The 17,814-nt window shown below is 66.1% G+C and carries 15 protein-coding genes; 14 read left to right on the forward strand and 1 reads right to left on the reverse strand.

The genetic code is table 11. The features are described from left to right. Window positions 1–19 precede the first annotated feature (19 nt). The 11 genes from ACQY8B_RS20200 (at window position 20) to ACQY8B_RS20250 (ending at window position 12,476) form a co-directional block, all read left to right on the forward strand. Window positions 20–1,210, forward strand: a complete 1,191-nt coding sequence (locus ACQY8B_RS20200; RefSeq protein ID WP_422088335.1) for an acetyl-CoA C-acyltransferase — start codon at window positions 20–22, stop codon at window positions 1,208–1,210. Window positions 1,211–1,220: 10 nt separating this feature from the next. Continuing rightward, on the forward strand, window positions 1,221–2,438 hold the full coding sequence (locus ACQY8B_RS20205) for an acyl-CoA dehydrogenase family protein (protein WP_422088336.1): 1,218 nt from the start codon (window positions 1,221–1,223) through the stop codon (window positions 2,436–2,438). Window positions 2,439–2,448: 10 nt separating this feature from the next. Next, window positions 2,449–3,603, forward strand: coding sequence for an acyl-CoA dehydrogenase family protein (locus tag ACQY8B_RS20210; protein ID WP_422088337.1), 1,155 nt, complete (start codon window positions 2,449–2,451; stop codon window positions 3,601–3,603). Then, window positions 3,600–4,421: an oxepin-CoA hydrolase, alternative type gene (locus tag ACQY8B_RS20215; protein ID WP_422088338.1), complete on the forward strand. Its 822-nt coding sequence runs from the start codon at window positions 3,600–3,602 to the stop codon at window positions 4,419–4,421. Before ACQY8B_RS20210 ends, ACQY8B_RS20215 begins: the two co-directional genes overlap by 4 nt. Window positions 4,422–4,482: 61 nt before the next feature. Next, window positions 4,483–5,691, forward strand: coding sequence for a CaiB/BaiF CoA transferase family protein (locus ACQY8B_RS20220; RefSeq protein ID WP_422088339.1), 1,209 nt, complete (start codon window positions 4,483–4,485; stop codon window positions 5,689–5,691). A gap of 40 nt (window positions 5,692–5,731) precedes the next feature. Further along, window positions 5,732–6,721, forward strand: a complete 990-nt coding sequence (locus ACQY8B_RS20225; protein ID WP_081270835.1) for a Bug family tripartite tricarboxylate transporter substrate binding protein — start codon at window positions 5,732–5,734, stop codon at window positions 6,719–6,721. 56 nt (window positions 6,722–6,777) lie between these two features. Continuing rightward, window positions 6,778–8,730: an acyl-CoA synthetase gene (locus tag ACQY8B_RS20230; RefSeq protein ID WP_422088340.1), complete on the forward strand. Its 1,953-nt coding sequence runs from the start codon at window positions 6,778–6,780 to the stop codon at window positions 8,728–8,730. 38 nt (window positions 8,731–8,768) lie between these two features. Further along, window positions 8,769–9,767: a Bug family tripartite tricarboxylate transporter substrate binding protein gene (locus ACQY8B_RS20235; protein WP_422088341.1), complete on the forward strand. Its 999-nt coding sequence runs from the start codon at window positions 8,769–8,771 to the stop codon at window positions 9,765–9,767. Between the two features lie 38 nt (window positions 9,768–9,805). After that, window positions 9,806–10,555: an electron transfer flavoprotein subunit beta/FixA family protein gene (locus ACQY8B_RS20240; protein ID WP_422085960.1), complete on the forward strand. Its 750-nt coding sequence runs from the start codon at window positions 9,806–9,808 to the stop codon at window positions 10,553–10,555. A gap of 2 nt (window positions 10,556–10,557) precedes the next feature. After that, window positions 10,558–11,490, forward strand: a complete 933-nt coding sequence (locus ACQY8B_RS20245) for an electron transfer flavoprotein subunit alpha/FixB family protein (protein ID WP_422088342.1) — start codon at window positions 10,558–10,560, stop codon at window positions 11,488–11,490. 14 nt (window positions 11,491–11,504) lie between these two features. Further along, the gene (locus tag ACQY8B_RS20250) at window positions 11,505–12,476 is read left to right on the forward strand and encodes an NAD(P)H-dependent flavin oxidoreductase (RefSeq protein ID WP_422088343.1); all 972 of its coding nucleotides are present in this window, start codon (window positions 11,505–11,507) and stop codon (window positions 12,474–12,476) included. A 383-nt stretch (window positions 12,477–12,859) separates the two neighbouring features. Here ACQY8B_RS20250 and ACQY8B_RS20255 read toward each other — a convergent pair whose 3' ends face one another. After that, window positions 12,860–13,942, reverse strand: coding sequence for a hypothetical protein (locus tag ACQY8B_RS20255; protein ID WP_422088344.1), 1,083 nt, complete (start codon window positions 13,940–13,942; stop codon window positions 12,860–12,862). A 718-nt stretch (window positions 13,943–14,660) separates the two neighbouring features. On the opposite strand from ACQY8B_RS20255, the gene ACQY8B_RS20260 reads away from it, so the two are divergent. The 3 genes from ACQY8B_RS20260 to ACQY8B_RS20270 all read left to right on the forward strand — a co-directional run bounded on the left by ACQY8B_RS20260 (window position 14,661) and on the right by ACQY8B_RS20270 (window position 17,725). Continuing rightward, the gene (locus ACQY8B_RS20260; protein ID WP_422088345.1) at window positions 14,661–15,221 is read left to right on the forward strand and encodes a TRAP transporter small permease; all 561 of its coding nucleotides are present in this window, start codon (window positions 14,661–14,663) and stop codon (window positions 15,219–15,221) included. Beyond that, on the forward strand, window positions 15,218–16,516 hold the full coding sequence (locus tag ACQY8B_RS20265) for a TRAP transporter large permease (protein WP_422088346.1): 1,299 nt from the start codon (window positions 15,218–15,220) through the stop codon (window positions 16,514–16,516). Before ACQY8B_RS20260 ends, ACQY8B_RS20265 begins: the two co-directional genes overlap by 4 nt. A gap of 171 nt (window positions 16,517–16,687) precedes the next feature. Then, entirely contained in the window at window positions 16,688–17,725 is a 1,038-nt protein-coding gene (locus ACQY8B_RS20270) for a DctP family TRAP transporter solute-binding subunit (protein WP_422088347.1), read from the forward strand. Window positions 17,726–17,814: the final 89 nt, after the last annotated feature.

The raw sequence follows: 17,814 nt of genomic DNA on the forward strand, positions 1-17,814 counted from the left end.
CCTCCAGGAGACACACCCCATGCGTGAAGCCGTCATCGTTTCCACCGCCCGCACCCCGCTCACGAAGGCGCACCGCGGCGAATTCAACATCACCCCCGGCCCCACGCTGGCGGCCTTCGCCGTGAAGGCGGCGGTGGAACGCTCGGGCCTCGACCCCGCGCTGGTCGAGGACGCGATCCTCGGCTGCGGCTACCCCGAAGGCACCACCGGCCGCAACATCGCGCGCCAGGCCATCATCCGCGCGGGCCTGCCGATCGGCATTGCCGGCACCACGGTGAACCGCTTCTGCGCCTCGGGCCTGCAGGCTATTGCGATGGCCGCGGGCCGCATCGTGGTGGACGGCGCGCCGGCCATGATCGCGGGCGGCGTGGAAAGCATTTCGCAGATCCGCTCGCGCAGCGCCACCGACAGCGGCGACAGCGGCATGGACCCGTGGATCGTCGAGCACAAGCCCGAGCTGTACATGGCGATGATCGAAACGGCCGACATCGTGGCCAAGCGCTACAACATCAGCCGCGAGGCGCAGGACCGCTTCTCGGCGGAGAGCCAGCGCCGCACCGAAGAAGCGCAGATCGCCGGCCGCTACAAGGACGAGATCGTCGCCTGCACCACCACGATGGCCGTGACCGACAAGGAGACGAAGGAAGTCACCTACCGCGAAGTCACCGCCACCGAGGACAACTGCAACCGCCGCGGCACCACCTACGAGGCGCTCGCCAAGCTGAAGCCGGTGATGGGCGAGGACAAGTTCGTCACCGCAGGCAACGCCTCGCAGCTGTCGGACGGCGCATCGGCCTGCGTGCTGATGGAAGCCAAGGACGCAGCGCGCGCCAACATCAAGCCGCTGGGCGCCTTCCGCGGCCTGGCAGTGGCCGGCTGCGAGCCCGACGAGATGGGCATCGGCCCGGTGTTCGCGGTGCCCAAGCTGCTCGCGCGCCACGGCCTCAAGGTGCAGGACATCGGCCTGTGGGAACTCAACGAAGCCTTTGCCTCGCAGTCGATCTACTGCCAGGACAAGCTGGGCATTCCGTCGGAGCTGCTCAACGTGAACGGCGGTGCCATCTCCATCGGCCACCCCTTCGGCATGACCGGCGCGCGCCTCGCGGGCCACGTGCTCATCGAAGGCAAGCGCCGTGGCGCGAAGTACGCGGTGGTCACGATGTGCATTGCCGGCGGCATGGGCGCGGCCGGCCTGTTCGAAATCTATTGAGGAGCCCGCGATGGACCTGAACTTCACGACCGAAGAAGAAGCCTTCCGCAGCGAAGTGCGCGCCTTCCTTTCGACCAAGCTGCCGGTGCGGTTGTCCGAGAAAGTGCGCAGCGGCAAGATCCTCGAGAAGGCCGACATGCAGGAATGGCACGCCATCCTCAACGAGCGCGGCTGGCTGGCCAACCACTGGCCCGAGCAGTACGGCGGCCCGGGGTGGACGGCGGTCGAGAAGTTCATCTTCGAGCATGAGTGCGCGCTGGCCTTCGCGCCGCGCATCGTGCCCTTCGGCGTGAACATGCTGGGGCCGGTGCTCATCAAATACGGCAACGAGGCGCAGAAGCAGCATTGGCTGCCGCGCATCCTGAACGGCGCCGACTGGTGGTGCCAGGGCTATTCGGAACCCGGCGCGGGCTCCGACCTGGCGGCCGTGAAGACATCGGCCGTGCGAGGCATCGACGCGCAGGGCGACCACTACATCGTGAACGGCCAGAAAACCTGGACCACGCTGGGCCAGCACGCCAACATGATCTTCTGCCTGGTGCGCACCAACCGCGAGGCGAAGAAGCAGGAAGGCATCAGCTTCCTGCTGATCGACATGACATCGCCCGGCGTGGAAGTGCGCCCGATCATCACGCTCGACGGCGAGCATGAAGTGAACGAAGTGTTCTTCTCCGACGTGCGCGTGCCCGCCGAGAACCTCGTGGGCGAGGAGAACAAGGGCTGGACCTGCGCCAAGTACCTGCTGACCTACGAGCGCACCAACATCGCGGGCGTGGGCTTCTCGGTGGCCGCGCTCGAACAGCTCAAGGGCATTGCCGCCACGCAGACGAAGAACGGCAAGCCGCTGGCCGAAGACCCGGCCTTCGCTGCGCGCATGGCGCGCGTAGAGATCGACCTGGAGAACATGAAGACCACCAACCTGCGCGTGATCGCGGCGGTGGCCGGCGGCGGCGTGCCGGGCGCGGAAAGCTCGATGCTGAAGATCCGCGGCACCGAGATTCGCCAGGAAATTTCTTCGCTGGCCCGCCGCGCGATGGGCGTTTATGGCCGCCCCTTCATCGCAGAAGCGCTGAAGGACGGCTATACCGAGAACGGGGGCGAGACCTTCGGCCCCGATTACGCATCGGCCGCCGCCTCGCGCTACTTCAACAACCGCAAGCTGTCGATCTTCGGCGGCTCGAACGAAATCCAGAAGAACATCATCTCCAAGATGATCCTGGGCCTGTAAGGAGAACGGCATGAACTTCGAACACACCGAAGACCGGCGCATGCTCGCCGACAGCCTGAACCGCTTCATCAGCGAGCAGTACGCGTTCGATGCGCGTGACAGCATCGCGAAGTCGGAGCACGGGTTCAGCAAGGAAATCTTCCAGCAGTTCGCCGAACTGGGCGTGATCGGCGCGCTGTTCAGCGAGGCCGATGGCGGCTTCGGCGGCGGCGGCTTCGACATTGCGGTGGTCTTCGAGGCACTGGGCCGCGGCCTGGTGGTCGAGCCGCTGCTGGGCGCGGTGATGGTCGGCGAGGCGATCAGCGCCGCCGGCAGCGACGCGCAGAAAGAAAAGCTCGCAGACATCATCAACGGCGTGACCGTCGCGGCCTTCGCGCACGACGAGGCCGACACGCACTACGAGCGCTCGCGCGTAGCCACCAAGGCAGAACGCTCCGGCGACGGCTGGGTGCTGCACGGCGCCAAGGCCGTGGTGCCGCAAGGCGAGCAGGCCGACCTGTTCCTGGTCTCGGCCCGCACCTCGGGCAACGTGGACGACGAAGCCGGCATCTCGCTGTTCCTCGTGCCAGCGAAGACCGCAGGCCTCACGGTGCGCGGCTGCCCCGCCATCGACGGCGGCCGCGTGGCCGAACTTGCATTCGACGGCGTGAAGCTGGGCGCAGACGCGCTGCTGGGCGCCGAAGGCCAGGGCAACGCCACGTTGGAACGCGCCATTGGCCGCGGCATGCTCGCGCTGTGCGCCGAGGCACTGGGCGCGATGGAAGCCGCCAAGACCGCCACGCTGGAGTACCTGCGCACGCGCAAGCAGTTCGGCATTCTCATCGGCAGCTTCCAGGCCCTGCAGCACCGCATGGCCGACCTGCTGCTGGAGATCGAACAGGCCCGCTCGGCCGTCATCAACGCGGCAGCCGCCATCGACACCGGCGACCGCCTGGCGCGCGAGCGCGCGCTGTCGGCCGCCAAGTTCAGCATCGGCCGCATCGGCGCGCTGGTGGCTGAAGAAAGCATCCAGATGCACGGCGGCATCGGCATGACCTGGGAACTGCCCCTGCCCCACTACGCCAAGCGCCTGGTGATGATCGACCACCAACTGGGCGACGAAGACCACCACCTGCAGCGCTACATCGCCCTGGGCAAAGAGTCCGGCAGTGAGGTTGCGGCATGAGCGACAACAAGACCGTTCTGATCTCGCAGGAAGGCGCCGTGCGCATCCTGACCAACAGCAACCCCGCCGCGCGCAACGCGATCACGCCCACGCTGTACGCCGAGCTGAGCGCCGCGCTGGCCGATGCGCAGAACGACCCCGAGGTGGGCGCCATCGTCTTCACCGGCGCCGGCGACTTCTTCTGCTCCGGCGGCGACCTGAACCTGCTGGCCAAGCGCCGCGAGCTGCCGGTGGCCGAGCGCCGCCAGATCCTCGAAGGCCTCAACAACCTGATCCGCGCGCTGCGCGATTGCGGCAAGCCGGTGATCGCGGCGGTCGAAGGCGGCGCTGCCGGCGCGGGCCTGTCGATGGCGCTGGCCTGCGACATGCTGGTGTCGGCGCGCGACGCCTTCTTCACCGTGGCCTACGTCAAGGTCGGCCTCACGCCGGACGGCGGCGCCACGGCCTTCCTCGCGGAGTTCGTCTCGCGCCAGGTGCTGACGGAGATGTGCCTCACCGGCGACCGCATGCCGGCCGAGCGCCTGCATGCGCTGGGCGCCGTCAACCGCCTGACCGACAAGGGCGCCGCGCTGGCTGAAGCCATCGCGCTCGCGGCCAAGGTGGCGAGCGGCCCGCAACGCGCCAGCGCGCGCATCAAGACGCTGTGCCGCCAGGCGCACCACGCCACGCTGGAAGAGCAGCTCGACGCCGAGGCCGTGTTCATGGTCGAGTCGCAGGGCGACGCCGAAGCGGCCGAAGGCATCGGCGCTTTCCTCGGCAAGCGCAAGGCCGACTTCGTGGCGCTTCGCCACGCCGGCGGCAAGGCGGACGCGCCCTGACACCCGCCCTGCCCGCCCCCTGCGCATGCGCACGGGGCTTTTCGTTTTTCCTGGAGTAGCCATGTCCTCGCTGAATTCCTCGCTGCCGCTTGCCGGCGTGCGCGTCCTCGACTTGTCCCGCATCCTGGCGGGCCCCTGGTGCGGCATGGTGCTGGCCGACATGGGCGCCGAGGTCATCAAGGTGGAGCACCCGGGCCGCGGCGACGACACCCGCGACTGGGGCCTGCGCGTGGGCAAGACCGAGACCGCCTACTTCAACAGCGTGAACCGCAACAAGCGCTCGGTCACGCTCGACCTGCAGACGCCCGAAGGCCAGCAGATCGCGCGCGACCTTGCCAGGCAGTGCGACGTGGTGATCCAGAACTTCAAGTTCGGCGGCATCGACAAGCTGGGCCTGGGCTACGAGCAACTGAGCAAGGAGAACCCGGGCCTCATCTACTGCTCGATCTCTGGCTACGACCGCACCGGCCCCGAAGCAGCGCGGCCCGGCTACGACCTCGTCGTTCAAGGCGAGGCCGGCCTGATGGCGCTGAACGGCGAGGCCAACCAGCCGCCGCTGAAGTTCGGCGTGGCGGCTGTGGACCTGTTCACCGGCATGTACTCGGCGCAGGCCATCCTGGCCGCGCTGTACCAGCGCGAGAAGACCGGCAAGGGCCGCCACGTGGAGATGGCCCTGTTCGACTGCGGCCTGATGATCACCGCCTACTACGGCCTCGAGGCGCTGCTGATGGGCGAAGACCCGCCGCGCTACGGCAACTCGCATCCGTCGATCGTGCCGTACGGCGTGTTCGACGCGGCCGACGGCCCGCTGGTCATCACCGTGGGCAACAACGCGCAGTTCGCGCGCTTCTGTACCGAGGTGATCGGCCGGCCCGACCTCGCGGCCGACGAGCGCTTCAAGACCAACATCCTGCGCTCGGCCAACCGCGCGGTGCTGCTGCCCGAGCTGCACGCCGAACTGGCGAAGCGCCAGCGCGCCGACCTGCTGGAGAAGCTCACCGCCGCCGGCATTCCGTGCGGCGAGGTGCTGGGCCTGCTGGAGGCGCTGCAATCGAAGCGCGCCATCGACGCCGGCCTGGTCACCACGCAGCCGCACCCGGTGGCCGGCACGGTCAACGTGCTGGCGCCGCCCTACCGTTTCGATGGCGAGCGCCTGCCGGTGCGCAGCGCGCCGCCCACCCTGGGCGAAGGCACGCACGACGTGCTGAAGTCCCTGCTCGGCCTGTCGGATGAAAAGCTGGCGGCGCTGAAAACGAGTGGCGTCGTCTGAAGAAGACAGGCGTCCGAATTTCCAAAGTAGACAAGACCCAATGGCATCCCTTTCCCTTCGCAGTCCCGTTCGCCGCGCCCTTCTCGCCCTCGCCCTGCCCCTGGTGGCCGGCACCGCCTTCGCACAGGCCTGGCCCGCCAAGCCGATCACGCTGATCGTGCCCTTCCCGCCGGGCGGCCCGACCGACGTGGCCTCGCGCATCGTGGCGCAGAAGATGTCGGTCGCGCTCAAGCAGAACATCGTGATCGACAACCGCAGCGGCGCATCGGGCACCGTGGGCGCCGCCACGGCCGCGCGGGCCGCGCCCGACGGCTACACCTTCGTGATGCTGGCCACGCCCACGCTGCTGGCCTCGCACCTGTACGGCCCCACCGGCTACGACATCTTCAAGAACTTCACGCCCGTGGGCTCGGTGTACGACCTGCCGATCGTGCTGGTGGTGAACCCCAAGTCGCTGCCCGACGTGAACGGCGTGCAAGACCTCATCGCCAAGGCCAAGGCCGAGGGCGGCAAGCTCAACTACACCACCGCCGGCGCCGGCAGCTTCGGCCACCTGACGACCGAGCAGCTCAAGACCATCGGCAAGTTCGACATGCAGCACGTGCCCTACCGCGGCAGCGCACCGGCCGTGACCGACCTGATCGGCGGCCAGGTGCCCGCCATGTTCTCCGACCTGGTGGGCGTGCTGCCGCACATCAAGGCCGGCAAGCTGCGCGCCATCGCTGTCGGCTCGGGCAAGCGCGTGAGCCTGCTGCCCGACGTGAAGACGGTGGCCGAACAAGGCTTCCCCGGCTTCGACGCCACCTCGTGGGGCGGCCTGCTGGCCCCGGCCGGCACGCCCAAGGACGTGATCGACCGCATGAGCGCCGAGCTGAAGACGGCGCTGGCCGACAAGCAGGTGCAGGAAAAGCTGGAGAGCGTGGGCTCCTTCGCGGCCTACCGCACGCCGGCGCAGACTGGCGTGCGCATGCACGAAGACTTCGAGCGCTGGGGCAAGGTCATTCGCGACAACCACATCACGAACCAGTAAAACGACTCGGGGCCGGCAGGGCCCGGCACTGCGGCGGCACCAAGGAGACAAAAGACATGACAGGCAAGCACGAAAACAACTACAGCACCCCGGTCGGCGCACCGTTTCGCCCGGCCCTTCCCGTGCGCAGCCTCGCGGACATCCGCAAGCTCGAAGAGACGCCGCTCGAGCGGGCGCTCACGGTGCGCAGCACCTACGAGATCTTTCGCAACGCCGGCCATGCCTTCGGCGGCAAGACGGCACTGACCTTCCTGCGCACCGGCAACCCGGCGGACGAACCCATTCGCTGGTCGTATGCCGAGCTGCTCGCGCGCATCCACCAGACCGCGAACATGCTGCACACGCTGGGCGTGGGCCCGCAGGACGCCGTGGCCGTGCTGCTGCCCGGCTGCCTGGAATACCACCTGGCGCTGTGGGGCGGCGAGGCGGCCGGCATCGTGCAGCCGCTGAACCCGCTGCTCACCGACGAGAAGCTGGTGGCGCTGATGACTGCCGCACGCGCCAAGGTGCTGATCGCCTACGGCTCGGACAGCGAATCGGGCATGTGGTCGAAGGCCATGCGCCTGCGCGGCCAGGTGCCCACGCTCACCACCGTGCTGCGCGTGGCGCCGCATGACGAGGCGCCGGGAGCCGCCGGAACACTGCCCGAGGGCGTGGCCGAGTTCGACGTGCTGCGCGCCGCGCAACCCGACGACCACCTCGTGAGCGGCCGCGACATCGCACCGACCGACATCGCCGCCTACTTCCACACCGGCGGCACCACCGGTGCGCCCAAGCTCGCGCGCCACAGCCACGGCGCGCAAGTGTTCACCGCCTGGGCCAGCGTGCAGGTCGCGGGCATGAACGAGCAGGGCATTTCCATCAACGGCTACCCGCTGTTCCATGTGGCGGGCGTGCTGCCGGCTTCGCTGTCGTCGCTGTCGGCGGGCGTGGAAGTGATCATTCCCACCACCTCGCTGCTGCGCAACAAGGAGGTGCTGGCCAACTACTGGAAGCTGGTGGCCCGCTACCGCCCGACTTCGCTGTCGGCCGTGCCCACGGTGCTCGCGGCGCTGGCCAACGTGCCGCTGGACGGCGCGGACATTTCTTCCATCACCTACTGCCGAACCGGCGCCGCCGTGCTCGCGCCCGAGCTGGCCGCGCGCTTCGAGCGCCTCTTCGGCCTGCACGTGCATGAAAGCCTGGGCATGACCGAGATGGCCGGCATCTCGACCATCACGCCGCCCGGCGTAGACGGGCCCGCGGGCTGCGTCGGTTTTCGCTTGCCCTACATGCAGATGCGCGTGGTGGCGCTCGACGAGAACGGCAACGCCAGCGACCGCGACATGCCGCCCGGCGAACAGGGCATGGTGCTGTTCAAGTCGCCCAACGTGTTCTCGGGTTTCGTGGACCCGGCCGACAACGCCAAGGCCTTCACGGCCGACGGCTGGCTCGCCACCGGCGACTTGGGCTGGATAGACAGCGAGGAGCGGCTCAACCTCACGGGCCGCTCGAAGGACCTGATCATCCGCAGCGGCCACAACATCGACCCAAAGACCATCGAGGACGCGCTGGGCGCGCACCCCGCCGTGCAGCTGTGCGCCGCCGTGGGCGCGCCCGATGCCTATGCGGGCGAACTGCCGGTGATCTTCGCGACGCTGGTGCCCGGCGCATCGGCAACGGAAGAAGAACTGCTGGCCTTCACCGCCGCGCGCGTGGACGAGGCACCCGCCCGGCCCAAGTGGGTGTCGGTGATCGAGACCATGCCGATGACCAACGTCGGAAAAATCTACAAGCCCGAGCTGCGCGCAATGGCCGCGCGGCACGTGGTGGCCGCGACGGTGGCCGAGGCCTGCGCCGCGCTCGGCGTGCCGGAGGCGGCACGCCCGATGGTGAAGACCGAAGGCGAGAGCCTGGTGCGCGTGCTGATCGACGAGGCCGCGGCCGGCGCGCTCGCCGCGCCGCTGCGCGAGCGGCTGCAGGCGGCGCTGGAGCCGCTGCCCTTCAAGACGCGCATCGCGCCGCAATGACCCATTTCAAAACCAAGACCGAGAGACAGAGACAAGTGATGACCTTCCGCCTTCCGACCCGCCGTGCCCTGCTGTGCGCAGCCGCTTCCGCCGCCACGCTGTGCGCGCTGCCCCACGCTCACGCACAGGGCACGTACCCGAACAAACCGATCCGCATGGTCGTGCCCTTCGCCGCGGGCGGTGCCACCGACGTGCTGGCGCGCGTGATCGGCCAGAAGATGTCGGCCGGCCTGGGCCAGCCCGTCGTCATCGACAACAAGCCGGGCGCGGCCGGCATCATCGGCACCGACGCGGTCGCCAAGTCGCCGGCCGACGGCTACACCATCGTGCTGGGGCTGAGCAACTCGCTCATGACCAACGAGTTCCTCTACGAGAAGCTGCCCTACGACACGCAGCGCGACCTCACGCTGGTTTACCAGATCGCGATGGCGCCGCTGGTGCTGGTGGTGCACCCGAGCGTGCCGGTGAAGACCGGGCCCGAGCTGCTGAAGTACGTCACCGCCAACAAGGGCAAGGTGGCCTACGGTTCTTACGGCGTGGGCGCATACCCGCACCTGGCCGGCGCGCACATGAGCCTTGCCACGCACTCCGACATGAACCACGTCGCCTACAAGGGCGAGGCGCCAATGATGCAGGACCTGATCGGCGGCCAGATCCAGATGGCCTACGCCAGCGCGTTGGTGGCCAAGCCGCACATCGACTCCGGGAAGATCCGCGCCATCGGCGTGAGCGGCGAGCGCCGCATGAGCACCCTGCCCGACGTGCCCACGCTGGCCGAGCAGGGCCTGAAAGACGAGGCCTACCGCGTGACCGGCTGGCTCGCCATCGCGGTGCCCGCCAGGACGCCCAAGCCCATCGTGGACCGCATCGCCGAAGAAGTGCGCAAGGCCACGCAGCAGCCCGACGTGCGCGAGCGCGTGGCGGCCATGGGCTTCGAGATCAAGGACAGCTCGCCCGAGCTCTTCGCCACCGCCTGGAAGGCGGAGCGCCCGGTGTGGGAGCGGCTCATCAAGCAATCGGGCGCCAAGCTCGAGTAACCCATTCATTCATTTCTTCGTCATTCAAAGGAACAGCCATGAAGGTTCTGGTACCTGTCAAACGGGTCGTCGATTACAACGTGAAGGTGCGCGTGAAGAGCGACGGCACCGGGGTGGACATTGCCAACGTCAAGATGAGCATGAATCCCTTCGACGAGATCGCTGTCGAAGAGGCCGTGCGCCTGAAGGAGAAGGGCGTGGTCACCGAAGTCATCGCCGTCTCGTGCGGTGACGCCAAGTGCCAGGAAACCCTGCGCACCGCGATGGCCATCGGCGCCGACCGCGGCATCCTGGTCGAGACCACCGAAGAGCTGCAGCCGCTGGCCGTTGCCAAGCTGCTGAAGGCGCTGGTCGACAAGGAACAGCCCCAGTTGATCATCCTGGGCAAGCAGGCCATCGACGACGACGCCAACCAGACCGGCCAGATGCTGGCTGCGCTGGCCGACCTGCCGCAAGCCACCTTCGCCTCCAAGGTCGAAGTCGCAGGCGACAAGGCCACGGTTTCCCGCGAAGTCGACGGCGGCATGGAAACGCTGACGCTCACGCTGCCGGCCGTCATCACCACCGACCTGCGCCTGAACGAGCCGCGCTACGTGACGCTGCCGAACATCATGAAGGCCAAGAAGAAGCAGCTGGACACCTTCAAGCCCGAGGACCTGGGCGTGGACGTGAAGCCCCGCCTGAAGACCCTGAAGGTCAGCGAGCCGCCCAAGCGCGGCGCCGGCATCAAGGTGCCTGACGTTGCCACCCTGGTCGAGAAACTGAAGAACGAAGCGAAGGTGATCTGAACATGACCGCACTTGTTATTGCCGAACACGACCACGCCAGCATCAAGCCGGCCACCCTGAACACCGTGACCGCAGCGCTGGCTTGCGGCGGTGAGGTGCACGTGCTGGTGGCAGGCGCCAATGCCGCCGAAGCCGCCAAGGCAGCCGCACAGATCGCAGGCGTGACCAAGGTCATCGCCGCAGACAGCCCCAGCCTGGCGGAGAACCTCGCCGAGAACGTCGCAGCCCAGGTGCTGGCGATCGCCGGCAACTACAGCCACATCCTGTTCCCCTCGACCGCCAACGGCAAGAACGTGGCACCGCGCGTGGCCGCCAAGCTCGATGTGGCCCAGATCTCTGACATCACTTTGGTTGTCAGCCCCGACACCTTCGAGCGCCCGATCTACGCCGGCAACGCGATTGCCACGGTGCAGAGCAGCGACGCCACCAAGGTGATCACGGTTCGCACGACCGGCTTCGACGCGGCAGCCGCCACCGGTGGCAGCGCAACCGTCGAAACCGCTGAAGGCGTGGCCGACAGCGGCAAGAGCAGCTTCGTGAGCCGCGAAGTGACCAAGAGCGACCGCCCCGAGCTGACGGCCGCGAAGATCATTGTCTCGGGTGGCCGTGCCCTGGGCAGCGCAGAAAAGTTCACCGAAGTGATGACGCCGCTGGCGGACAAGCTGAACGCAGGCCTGGGCGCCAGCCGTGCAGCGGTGGATGCGGGCTACGCACCGAACGACTGGCAAGTGGGCCAGACGGGCAAGATCGTCGCGCCGCAGCTGTACATCGCGGCGGGCATCTCGGGCGCCATCCAGCACTTGGCCGGCATGAAGGACTCGAAGGTCATCGTCGCGATCAACAAGGACGAAGAGGCTCCGATCTTCTCGGTGGCCGACTACGGCCTCGTGGCCGACCTGTTCGTGGCCGTGCCGGAACTGGTGAAGGCGCTGTAAGAGGCCGCCGCAAGATGAAGACCCGCATCACCGAACTGCTCGGCATTCGCTACCCCATCATCCAGGGCGGCATGCAATGGGTGGGCCGTGCCGAGCTGGCCGCGGCCGTGTCGAACGCCGGCGGCCTGGGCATCGTGACCGCGCTCACGCAGCCCACGCCCGACGACCTGCGCAACGAGATCGCGCGCACCCGCACGTTCACCGACAAGCCCTTTGGCGTGAACCTCACGATCCTGCCGGCGGTGAAGCCGCCGCCGTATGCGGAGTACGTGCAGGCCATCATCGACAGCGGCGTGAAGATCGTGGAGACCGCGGGCAACAGCCCGAAGGATTTCATCGAGGCGCTGAAGCGCCATGACGTGAAGATCGTGCACAAGTGCACGTCGGTGCGCCATGCGCTGTCGGCGGAGCGCAATGGCGTGGACGCGGTGTCGGTGGACGGCTTCGAATGCGCGGGCCATCCCGGCGAAGACGACGTGCCCGGCCTGGTGCTGCTGCCGATTGCGGCGCGCAAGCTGCGCATTCCGATCATCGCGTCGGGCGGCATCGCAGACGGGCGCGGCATGGCGGCGGCGCTGGCGCTGGGCGCCGAGGGCGTCAACATGGGCACGCGCTTCTGCGTGACGAAGGAAGCGCCCATTCACGACAACATCAAGCAGGCGCTGGTGGATGCTACCGAGCGCGACACGAAGCTGATGTTCCGCACCATGCGCAACACCGCGCGTGTGTTCCGCAACGCGATTTCCGAAGAGGTGGTGGCCACGGAGAACCGGCCCGGCGGATGCGAGTTCGAGGAAGTGCGCCCGCTGGTGGCCGGTGCACGTGGCCGTGCGGCGCTGGAGTCTGGCGAGGTGCAGAACGGGGTGGTGTCGGCGGGGCAGTGCATCGGGCTGATCGACGACATTCCTACCTGCGCTGAGCTGCTGGAGCGCATGGTGCGTGAGTGCCGGGAGCATCTGGACCGGGCGCGGTCGTTGATGGGCTGATTCCGTTTGGGTTGCATCGGGGGGCGCTCACGCCGACGGGGTACCTTGCTCCGCGAATGTCCCCCGGCCTTCGGCCTCCTCCTTTATTTCGCTGCGCAAGGCACCCCATCGACCTGAGCGTTCAGCGCCGCCACTGAAGCTGCATTTGTTCGCGGTCGGCGGGAAACAGTCGGTCGATGAAAAAACTTACTGACGGCAACCAGTCTGAAGCAGGCGGCCAAACAGACGATAACCACAGGCATGAGAACGCCCCGGTATCGGTGGCTGGTTCAGTCGCACATCCCAACTTTGATAACCAAAGTCGCGAGAACACCCCTATCTGTTAGTCGACACTTCCGACTAGAACAGTCCTCACCGAGATGGACAGCGCCTTTCTGATCGAATCAGCGAGGCGTGTGATGGCGCAGCGTCATTGCATGCTCTTGCGCGTCCTTTGTGCGCAACCCTTTGATCACGGTATCGATCTCTCTCTCAGCAGTGCTACGGTGATGGGCCCAGTATTTCTGCGCACTCAACAAAGCTGAGTTAGTCAATTTTTGATTCAGCAAGCTACCCGACAAGAGGTTGTAATGTGAGTCACCTGCAATTGTCGTTTTTCTCATCTCATCCATGATCTTCTCGAACTTCTTGATCGCTTTGGTGTTGTCATACGCCCTACTTTTATCACCGCTCAGCTTTCCCAATGCCTTCAGCATCTGAGGTTCGCTCTTTTTCAGCTTATTGCTATACGGGGAATAAATTTGCTGAAGACCAGGCAGTGTTCCGCCCTTCAATCGGTCTTCCGTCATTTGCTCGTCTTCCGAACGCAGCGCCCCAGAAACCTGCATGCCAACAGTGTGGCTCGTCGCCTTGGACGACACCTTCCCATTGAGATCGGTAGATATCCCGCCGTCTGAGTGAAGCATTAGCAGATGAGGATCGAGCATCACTTGGTTGTTTCGCGCATTGGTAAGCGACCAACCCGGGAACAGGTTCATCGGCTCTTGGTCGTAGATGGCACCGAGTCTGTGCGTCTTCAAAGGATCCCAATGAGGCTTGACCAAGACGTTCGCCAATGTGCCAGCTGGAGCGGTCACGATCGAGGAAAAAGTGCTGTACGCCGAACCAGAGAACAACTGCAGTGTGTAGACGTAGTAGTGCCGTCTGTATGTGTCTGGGGGCGCCTCGTCAGCCAGATCAAACAGTTTTTCTAGATCGGTATCTCGAATCTTGTGGCGAACTTGCAGAGCACTCGCCAGCGAACCCTTTAGCTCAATTTCCTTCCTGAGAGAGGTCGCCGTACATTCGGCCAGAAACAGACGAAGCGCTGCTGCATGCATAGTCATAAAGACCACATTCGGGTCGAGTATGGTGAAAAATGAAACCGAGCACGCGCCTCTGATGCACCGTGAACGGGTCCGCTGGTTTGAATTTCGCTCTCGAAACCGTGCTTGATCAATACCGAGAAATTGGTAGTCGAGAGACACGCCCTACGTCGAACAAACCCGAAGTCGCTCCATGGTCATTGACCGACAACGAGAGTTCCTCAGCGGCGAAACTGCTGGCTACTAGTCCCATGGGTCGGGTAGCAACGGGGGTTAAGTTGTGTTCGGTCGCTAACGACTGCTTTGGGGCAGATCGCTCGGCGCTTGATGCGGCAACGTCCAAGACAGTTAGCTCCCGCTGCATAAATAGAGGCAGCTCATTTTGGATCCTCCATATGCGCAGGGAACTGACGCCGGGCCTTGGGTCATCTTGAGCGCCAAGATAGCTAACAGGTGGCTCCAGCTCAATTGTGTCGACAGCGTCGACACAATCTCCGCGTCAGGTAAAGCCTCTGCGAACGTCACCATCCAGCGCAGGTTGAGGATTCGAACCCACGCACGCCCATCTGCAATCCGCCACAGCACTCGCCCCACCAACCCCACAACCGCGCTGACCGTGCGCAGGGCGCCGGGTGCTCCCCGCAGCGAAATAAAGGAGGAGCCCGCAGGGCGGGGGACATTCGCGGAGGGGAGTACCCGGTGGCCTGCGCACACGCCCTGAACGGCAACGCAAGCAAGGCAATGAAAGCTAAGGAAACCCCCGATACATGAGTGGTCATCGACCACCTAGCATCGACGGCTGTTTCCCTGTCGAGGTGTACGGAACGCGTCCCGGCGTCCGCCCGGTGACATGGCTTTTGGCCTCACTGACCTTCCTGCGATGACAACTCCACCCGAGTCCGGCCCCACGCTGGACGCCGCCAGCCCCATCCCCCCCGACATCGAAGCCGCCGACGAACCCACCAAGGTGCCATTGGCCATCGAAGACTGGCTCACCGTCATCATCATGGGCGCCCTGGCGCTCATCACCTTTGCCAACGTGCTGGTGCGCTACTTCACCGATTCGTCCTTCGCGTGGACCGAAGAGTTCTCGGTGTTCCTCATGATCATGCTGGCGCTGGTGGCCGGCTCGGCCGCCGTGGCGCGCGACCGGCACATCCGCATCGAGTACTTCTCCGAAAGCGGCTCGATGGCCCGGCGCAAGCGGCTCGCTCAGTTCGGCGCGCTGATGATCGCCATTCTGTTCACCCTCATCGGCGCGCTCAGCATCCGCATGGTGTGGGACGACTACCGCTTTGAAGAAACGACGCCCGGCATCGGGCTGCCCGCGTGGTGGTATTCGATCTGGCTGCCGATCGTGTCCTTCGCCATCGCGCTGCGCGCTATAGGCCTCATGGTCCGCCGCGGCCGCAAGAAAAACTACAAGTCAGACACCAAGTGATCGCTACCCTGCTCTTTGTCGCCTTCGTCGTGATGATGCTGGTGGGCGTGCCCATCGGCGCCGCACTGGGCCTGGCGGGCGCCGCCTGCATCGCGCTGGCCAACAGCGACGCCCAATGGTTCGGCCTGCTCGCCGTGCCGCAGAACTTCTATGCCGGCCTGGGCAAATATCCGCTGCTGGCCATTCCGATGTTCGTGCTGGTCGGCTCCATCTTCGACCGCTCCGGCGTGGCGCTGCGCCTAGTCAACTTTGCCATTGCCATCGTCGGGCGCGGGCCGGGCATGCTGCCGCTGGTGACCATTGCGGTGGCGATGTTCATGGGCGGCATCTCGGGCTCGGGCCCTGCCACTGCTGCTGCAGTGGGCGGCGTGATGATCGCGGCCATGGCACGCGCGGGCTACCCGAGCGCCTTCGCGGCCAGCGTGGTGGGCGCAGCGGCAGCCACCGACATCCTGATTCCGCCCTCGGTGGCCTTCATTGTCTATTCGGTGCTGGTGCCCAATGCCTCGGTGCCGGCGCTCTTTGCCGCCGGCATGATCCCCGGCATCCTGGCGGGCCTTGCGCTGATGATCCCGGCCGTGTGGCTGGCGCGCAAGCACAAGATGGGCACGCTCGAAGCCGCGCTGCCGCGTCCGCCGTTCTGGGAGAGCTTTCGCGATGCCGTCTGGGGCCTGGCGGCGCCGGTGCTCATTCTGGGCGGCATGCGCCTGGGCTGGTTCACGCCCACAGAGGCTGCCGTGGTGGCGGTGTTCTACGGGCTGTTCGTGGGCATGGTGGTGCACCGCACGATCAAGGTCCGCGATCTGTTCGTGATCCTGCGCGAGTCGGGCGAGCTGTCGGCGGTGATCCTGGTGGTGGTGTCGCTGGCCGGCATCTTTGCGTATTCGCTGTCGACGCTGGGCGTGATCGATCCGGTGGCCCATGCCATCGTGAACTCGGGCCTGGGCGAATACGGCGTGCTGGCGCTGCTGATCCTGCTGCTGATCACTGTCGGCATGTTCCTGGACGGGGTGTCGATCTTCCTGATCTTCGTGCCGCTGCTGTGGCCGATCGTGCAGTACTACAAGTGGGACCCGGTGTGGTTCGGGGTGATCCTGACGCTGAAGGTGGCGCTGGGGCAGTTCACGCCGCCGCTCGCGGTGAACCTGATGGTGTCGTGCCGCATCGCCAAGGTGCGCATGGAAGAGACCGTGCGATGGGTGGGCTGGCTGCTGTTCGCGATGTTCGTGGTGATGGTGCTGGTCATCGTCTTCCCGGAGCTGGCTTTGTGGTTGCCTCGCAAGCTGGGGTATTGATGTGAGGCCCTTGTTTGCGCTCGAGAAACTCTGTTCGGGGTGCGCTCACGCCGACGGGGGGACATTCGTGCAGGGGAGTACCCGGCGGCCTGTGCACGCGCCCTGAGCGTACAAGCCCCATCAGATAGTTTTCAGTACCAGTAAGTGTTTCGAACAATAAGGAGACCTCTCATGAAATTCCGCCGCACCCTGCTCGGACTCGCCGCAGCAGCCACCGCCCTCGGCATGTTCTCGACCGGCGCAATGGCGCAGGCCGCCTACAAGCCCGAATACAAGATGTCGCTGGTGCTGGGTCCGCCCACGCCGTGGGGCCAGGCCGGGAAGATCTGGGCCGACTTGGTGAAGGAACGCACCCAGGGCCGCATCAACATCAAGCTGTACCCCGGCGTGTCGCTCATCCAGGGCGACCAGACGCGCGAGTTCAGCGCACTTCGCCAGGGCGTGATCGACATGGCCGTGGGCTCCACCATCAACTGGTCGCCGCAGGTCAAGCAGCTCAACCTGTTCTCCATGCCCTTCCTGATGCCCGACTACGCCGCCATCGACGCGCTGACGCAGGGCAGCGTGGGCCAGGAGATCTTCAAGACCATCGACAAGGCCGGCGTGGTGCCGCTGGCCTGGGGCGAGAACGGCTTTCGCGAGATCACCAACTCCAAGCGGCCGATCAAGTCGCCCGACGACCTGAAGGGCATGAAGATCCGCGTGGTCGGCTCGCCGCTGTTCGCCGACCTGTTCACTGCTTTGGGCGCCAACCCCACGCAGATGAGCTGGGCCGACGCACAGCCCGCACTCGCGAGCGGCGCGGTCGACGGGCAAGAGAACCCGCTGTTCCTGTTCACGGTGCTCAAGATGCAGAACGTCGGCCAGAAGTTCGTCACCACCTGGGGCTATGTGGCCGACCCGCTGGTGTTCGTGGTCAACAAGGAAATCTGGGCCTCGTGGACGCCGGCCGACCAGGCCATCGTGCGGCAGGCCGCCGTCGACGCCGGCAAGGAAGAAATCGCCATTGCGCGCAAGGGCCTGGTGGAGGCCGACAAGCCTGTGCTGAAAGACATCGCGGGCATGGGCGTGACAGTGACGAGCCTGACACCGGCGGAGCGCGAAGCCTTCGTGAAGGCGACGCGGCCGGTGTACGACAAGTGGAAGTCGACCGTGGGCGCGGACCTGGTGGCGAAGGCCGAGCAGGCGATTGCCGCGCGCAGGAAGTAGCCAGGAAAGCGGCTTCAGCAGGGCTGAACGGCGCCCGCGCTCTGGCAGACTGGCGCCGCAGGGGCGCGCCGTACGCGCCCGCCAGGAGC

This window comes from Variovorax sp. (genome assembly GCF_965279555.1).
GTDB lineage: Bacteria > Pseudomonadota > Gammaproteobacteria > Burkholderiales > Burkholderiaceae_C > Variovorax.

Bases quoted from the DNA above. Each gene is read 5' to 3' on its own strand.
- ACQY8B_RS20200 (WP_422088335.1), top strand. From the start codon at position 20: ATGCGTGAAGCCGTCATCGTTTCCACCGCCCGCACCCCGCTCACGAAG.
- ACQY8B_RS20205 (WP_422088336.1), top strand. From the start codon at position 1,221: ATGGACCTGAACTTCACGACCGAAGAAGAAGCCTTCCGCAGCGAAGTG.
- ACQY8B_RS20210 (WP_422088337.1), top strand. From the start codon at position 2,449: ATGAACTTCGAACACACCGAAGACCGGCGCATGCTCGCCGACAGCCTG.
- ACQY8B_RS20215 (WP_422088338.1), top strand. From the start codon at position 3,600: ATGAGCGACAACAAGACCGTTCTGATCTCGCAGGAAGGCGCCGTGCGC.
- ACQY8B_RS20220 (WP_422088339.1), top strand. From the start codon at position 4,483: ATGTCCTCGCTGAATTCCTCGCTGCCGCTTGCCGGCGTGCGCGTCCTC.
- ACQY8B_RS20225 (WP_081270835.1), top strand. From the start codon at position 5,732: ATGGCATCCCTTTCCCTTCGCAGTCCCGTTCGCCGCGCCCTTCTCGCC.
- ACQY8B_RS20230 (WP_422088340.1), top strand. From the start codon at position 6,778: ATGACAGGCAAGCACGAAAACAACTACAGCACCCCGGTCGGCGCACCG.
- ACQY8B_RS20235 (WP_422088341.1), top strand. From the start codon at position 8,769: ATGACCTTCCGCCTTCCGACCCGCCGTGCCCTGCTGTGCGCAGCCGCT.
- ACQY8B_RS20240 (WP_422085960.1), top strand. From the start codon at position 9,806: ATGAAGGTTCTGGTACCTGTCAAACGGGTCGTCGATTACAACGTGAAG.
- ACQY8B_RS20245 (WP_422088342.1), top strand. From the start codon at position 10,558: ATGACCGCACTTGTTATTGCCGAACACGACCACGCCAGCATCAAGCCG.
- ACQY8B_RS20250 (WP_422088343.1), top strand. From the start codon at position 11,505: ATGAAGACCCGCATCACCGAACTGCTCGGCATTCGCTACCCCATCATC.
- ACQY8B_RS20260 (WP_422088345.1), top strand. From the start codon at position 14,661: ATGACAACTCCACCCGAGTCCGGCCCCACGCTGGACGCCGCCAGCCCC.
- ACQY8B_RS20270 (WP_422088347.1), top strand. From the start codon at position 16,688: ATGAAATTCCGCCGCACCCTGCTCGGACTCGCCGCAGCAGCCACCGCC.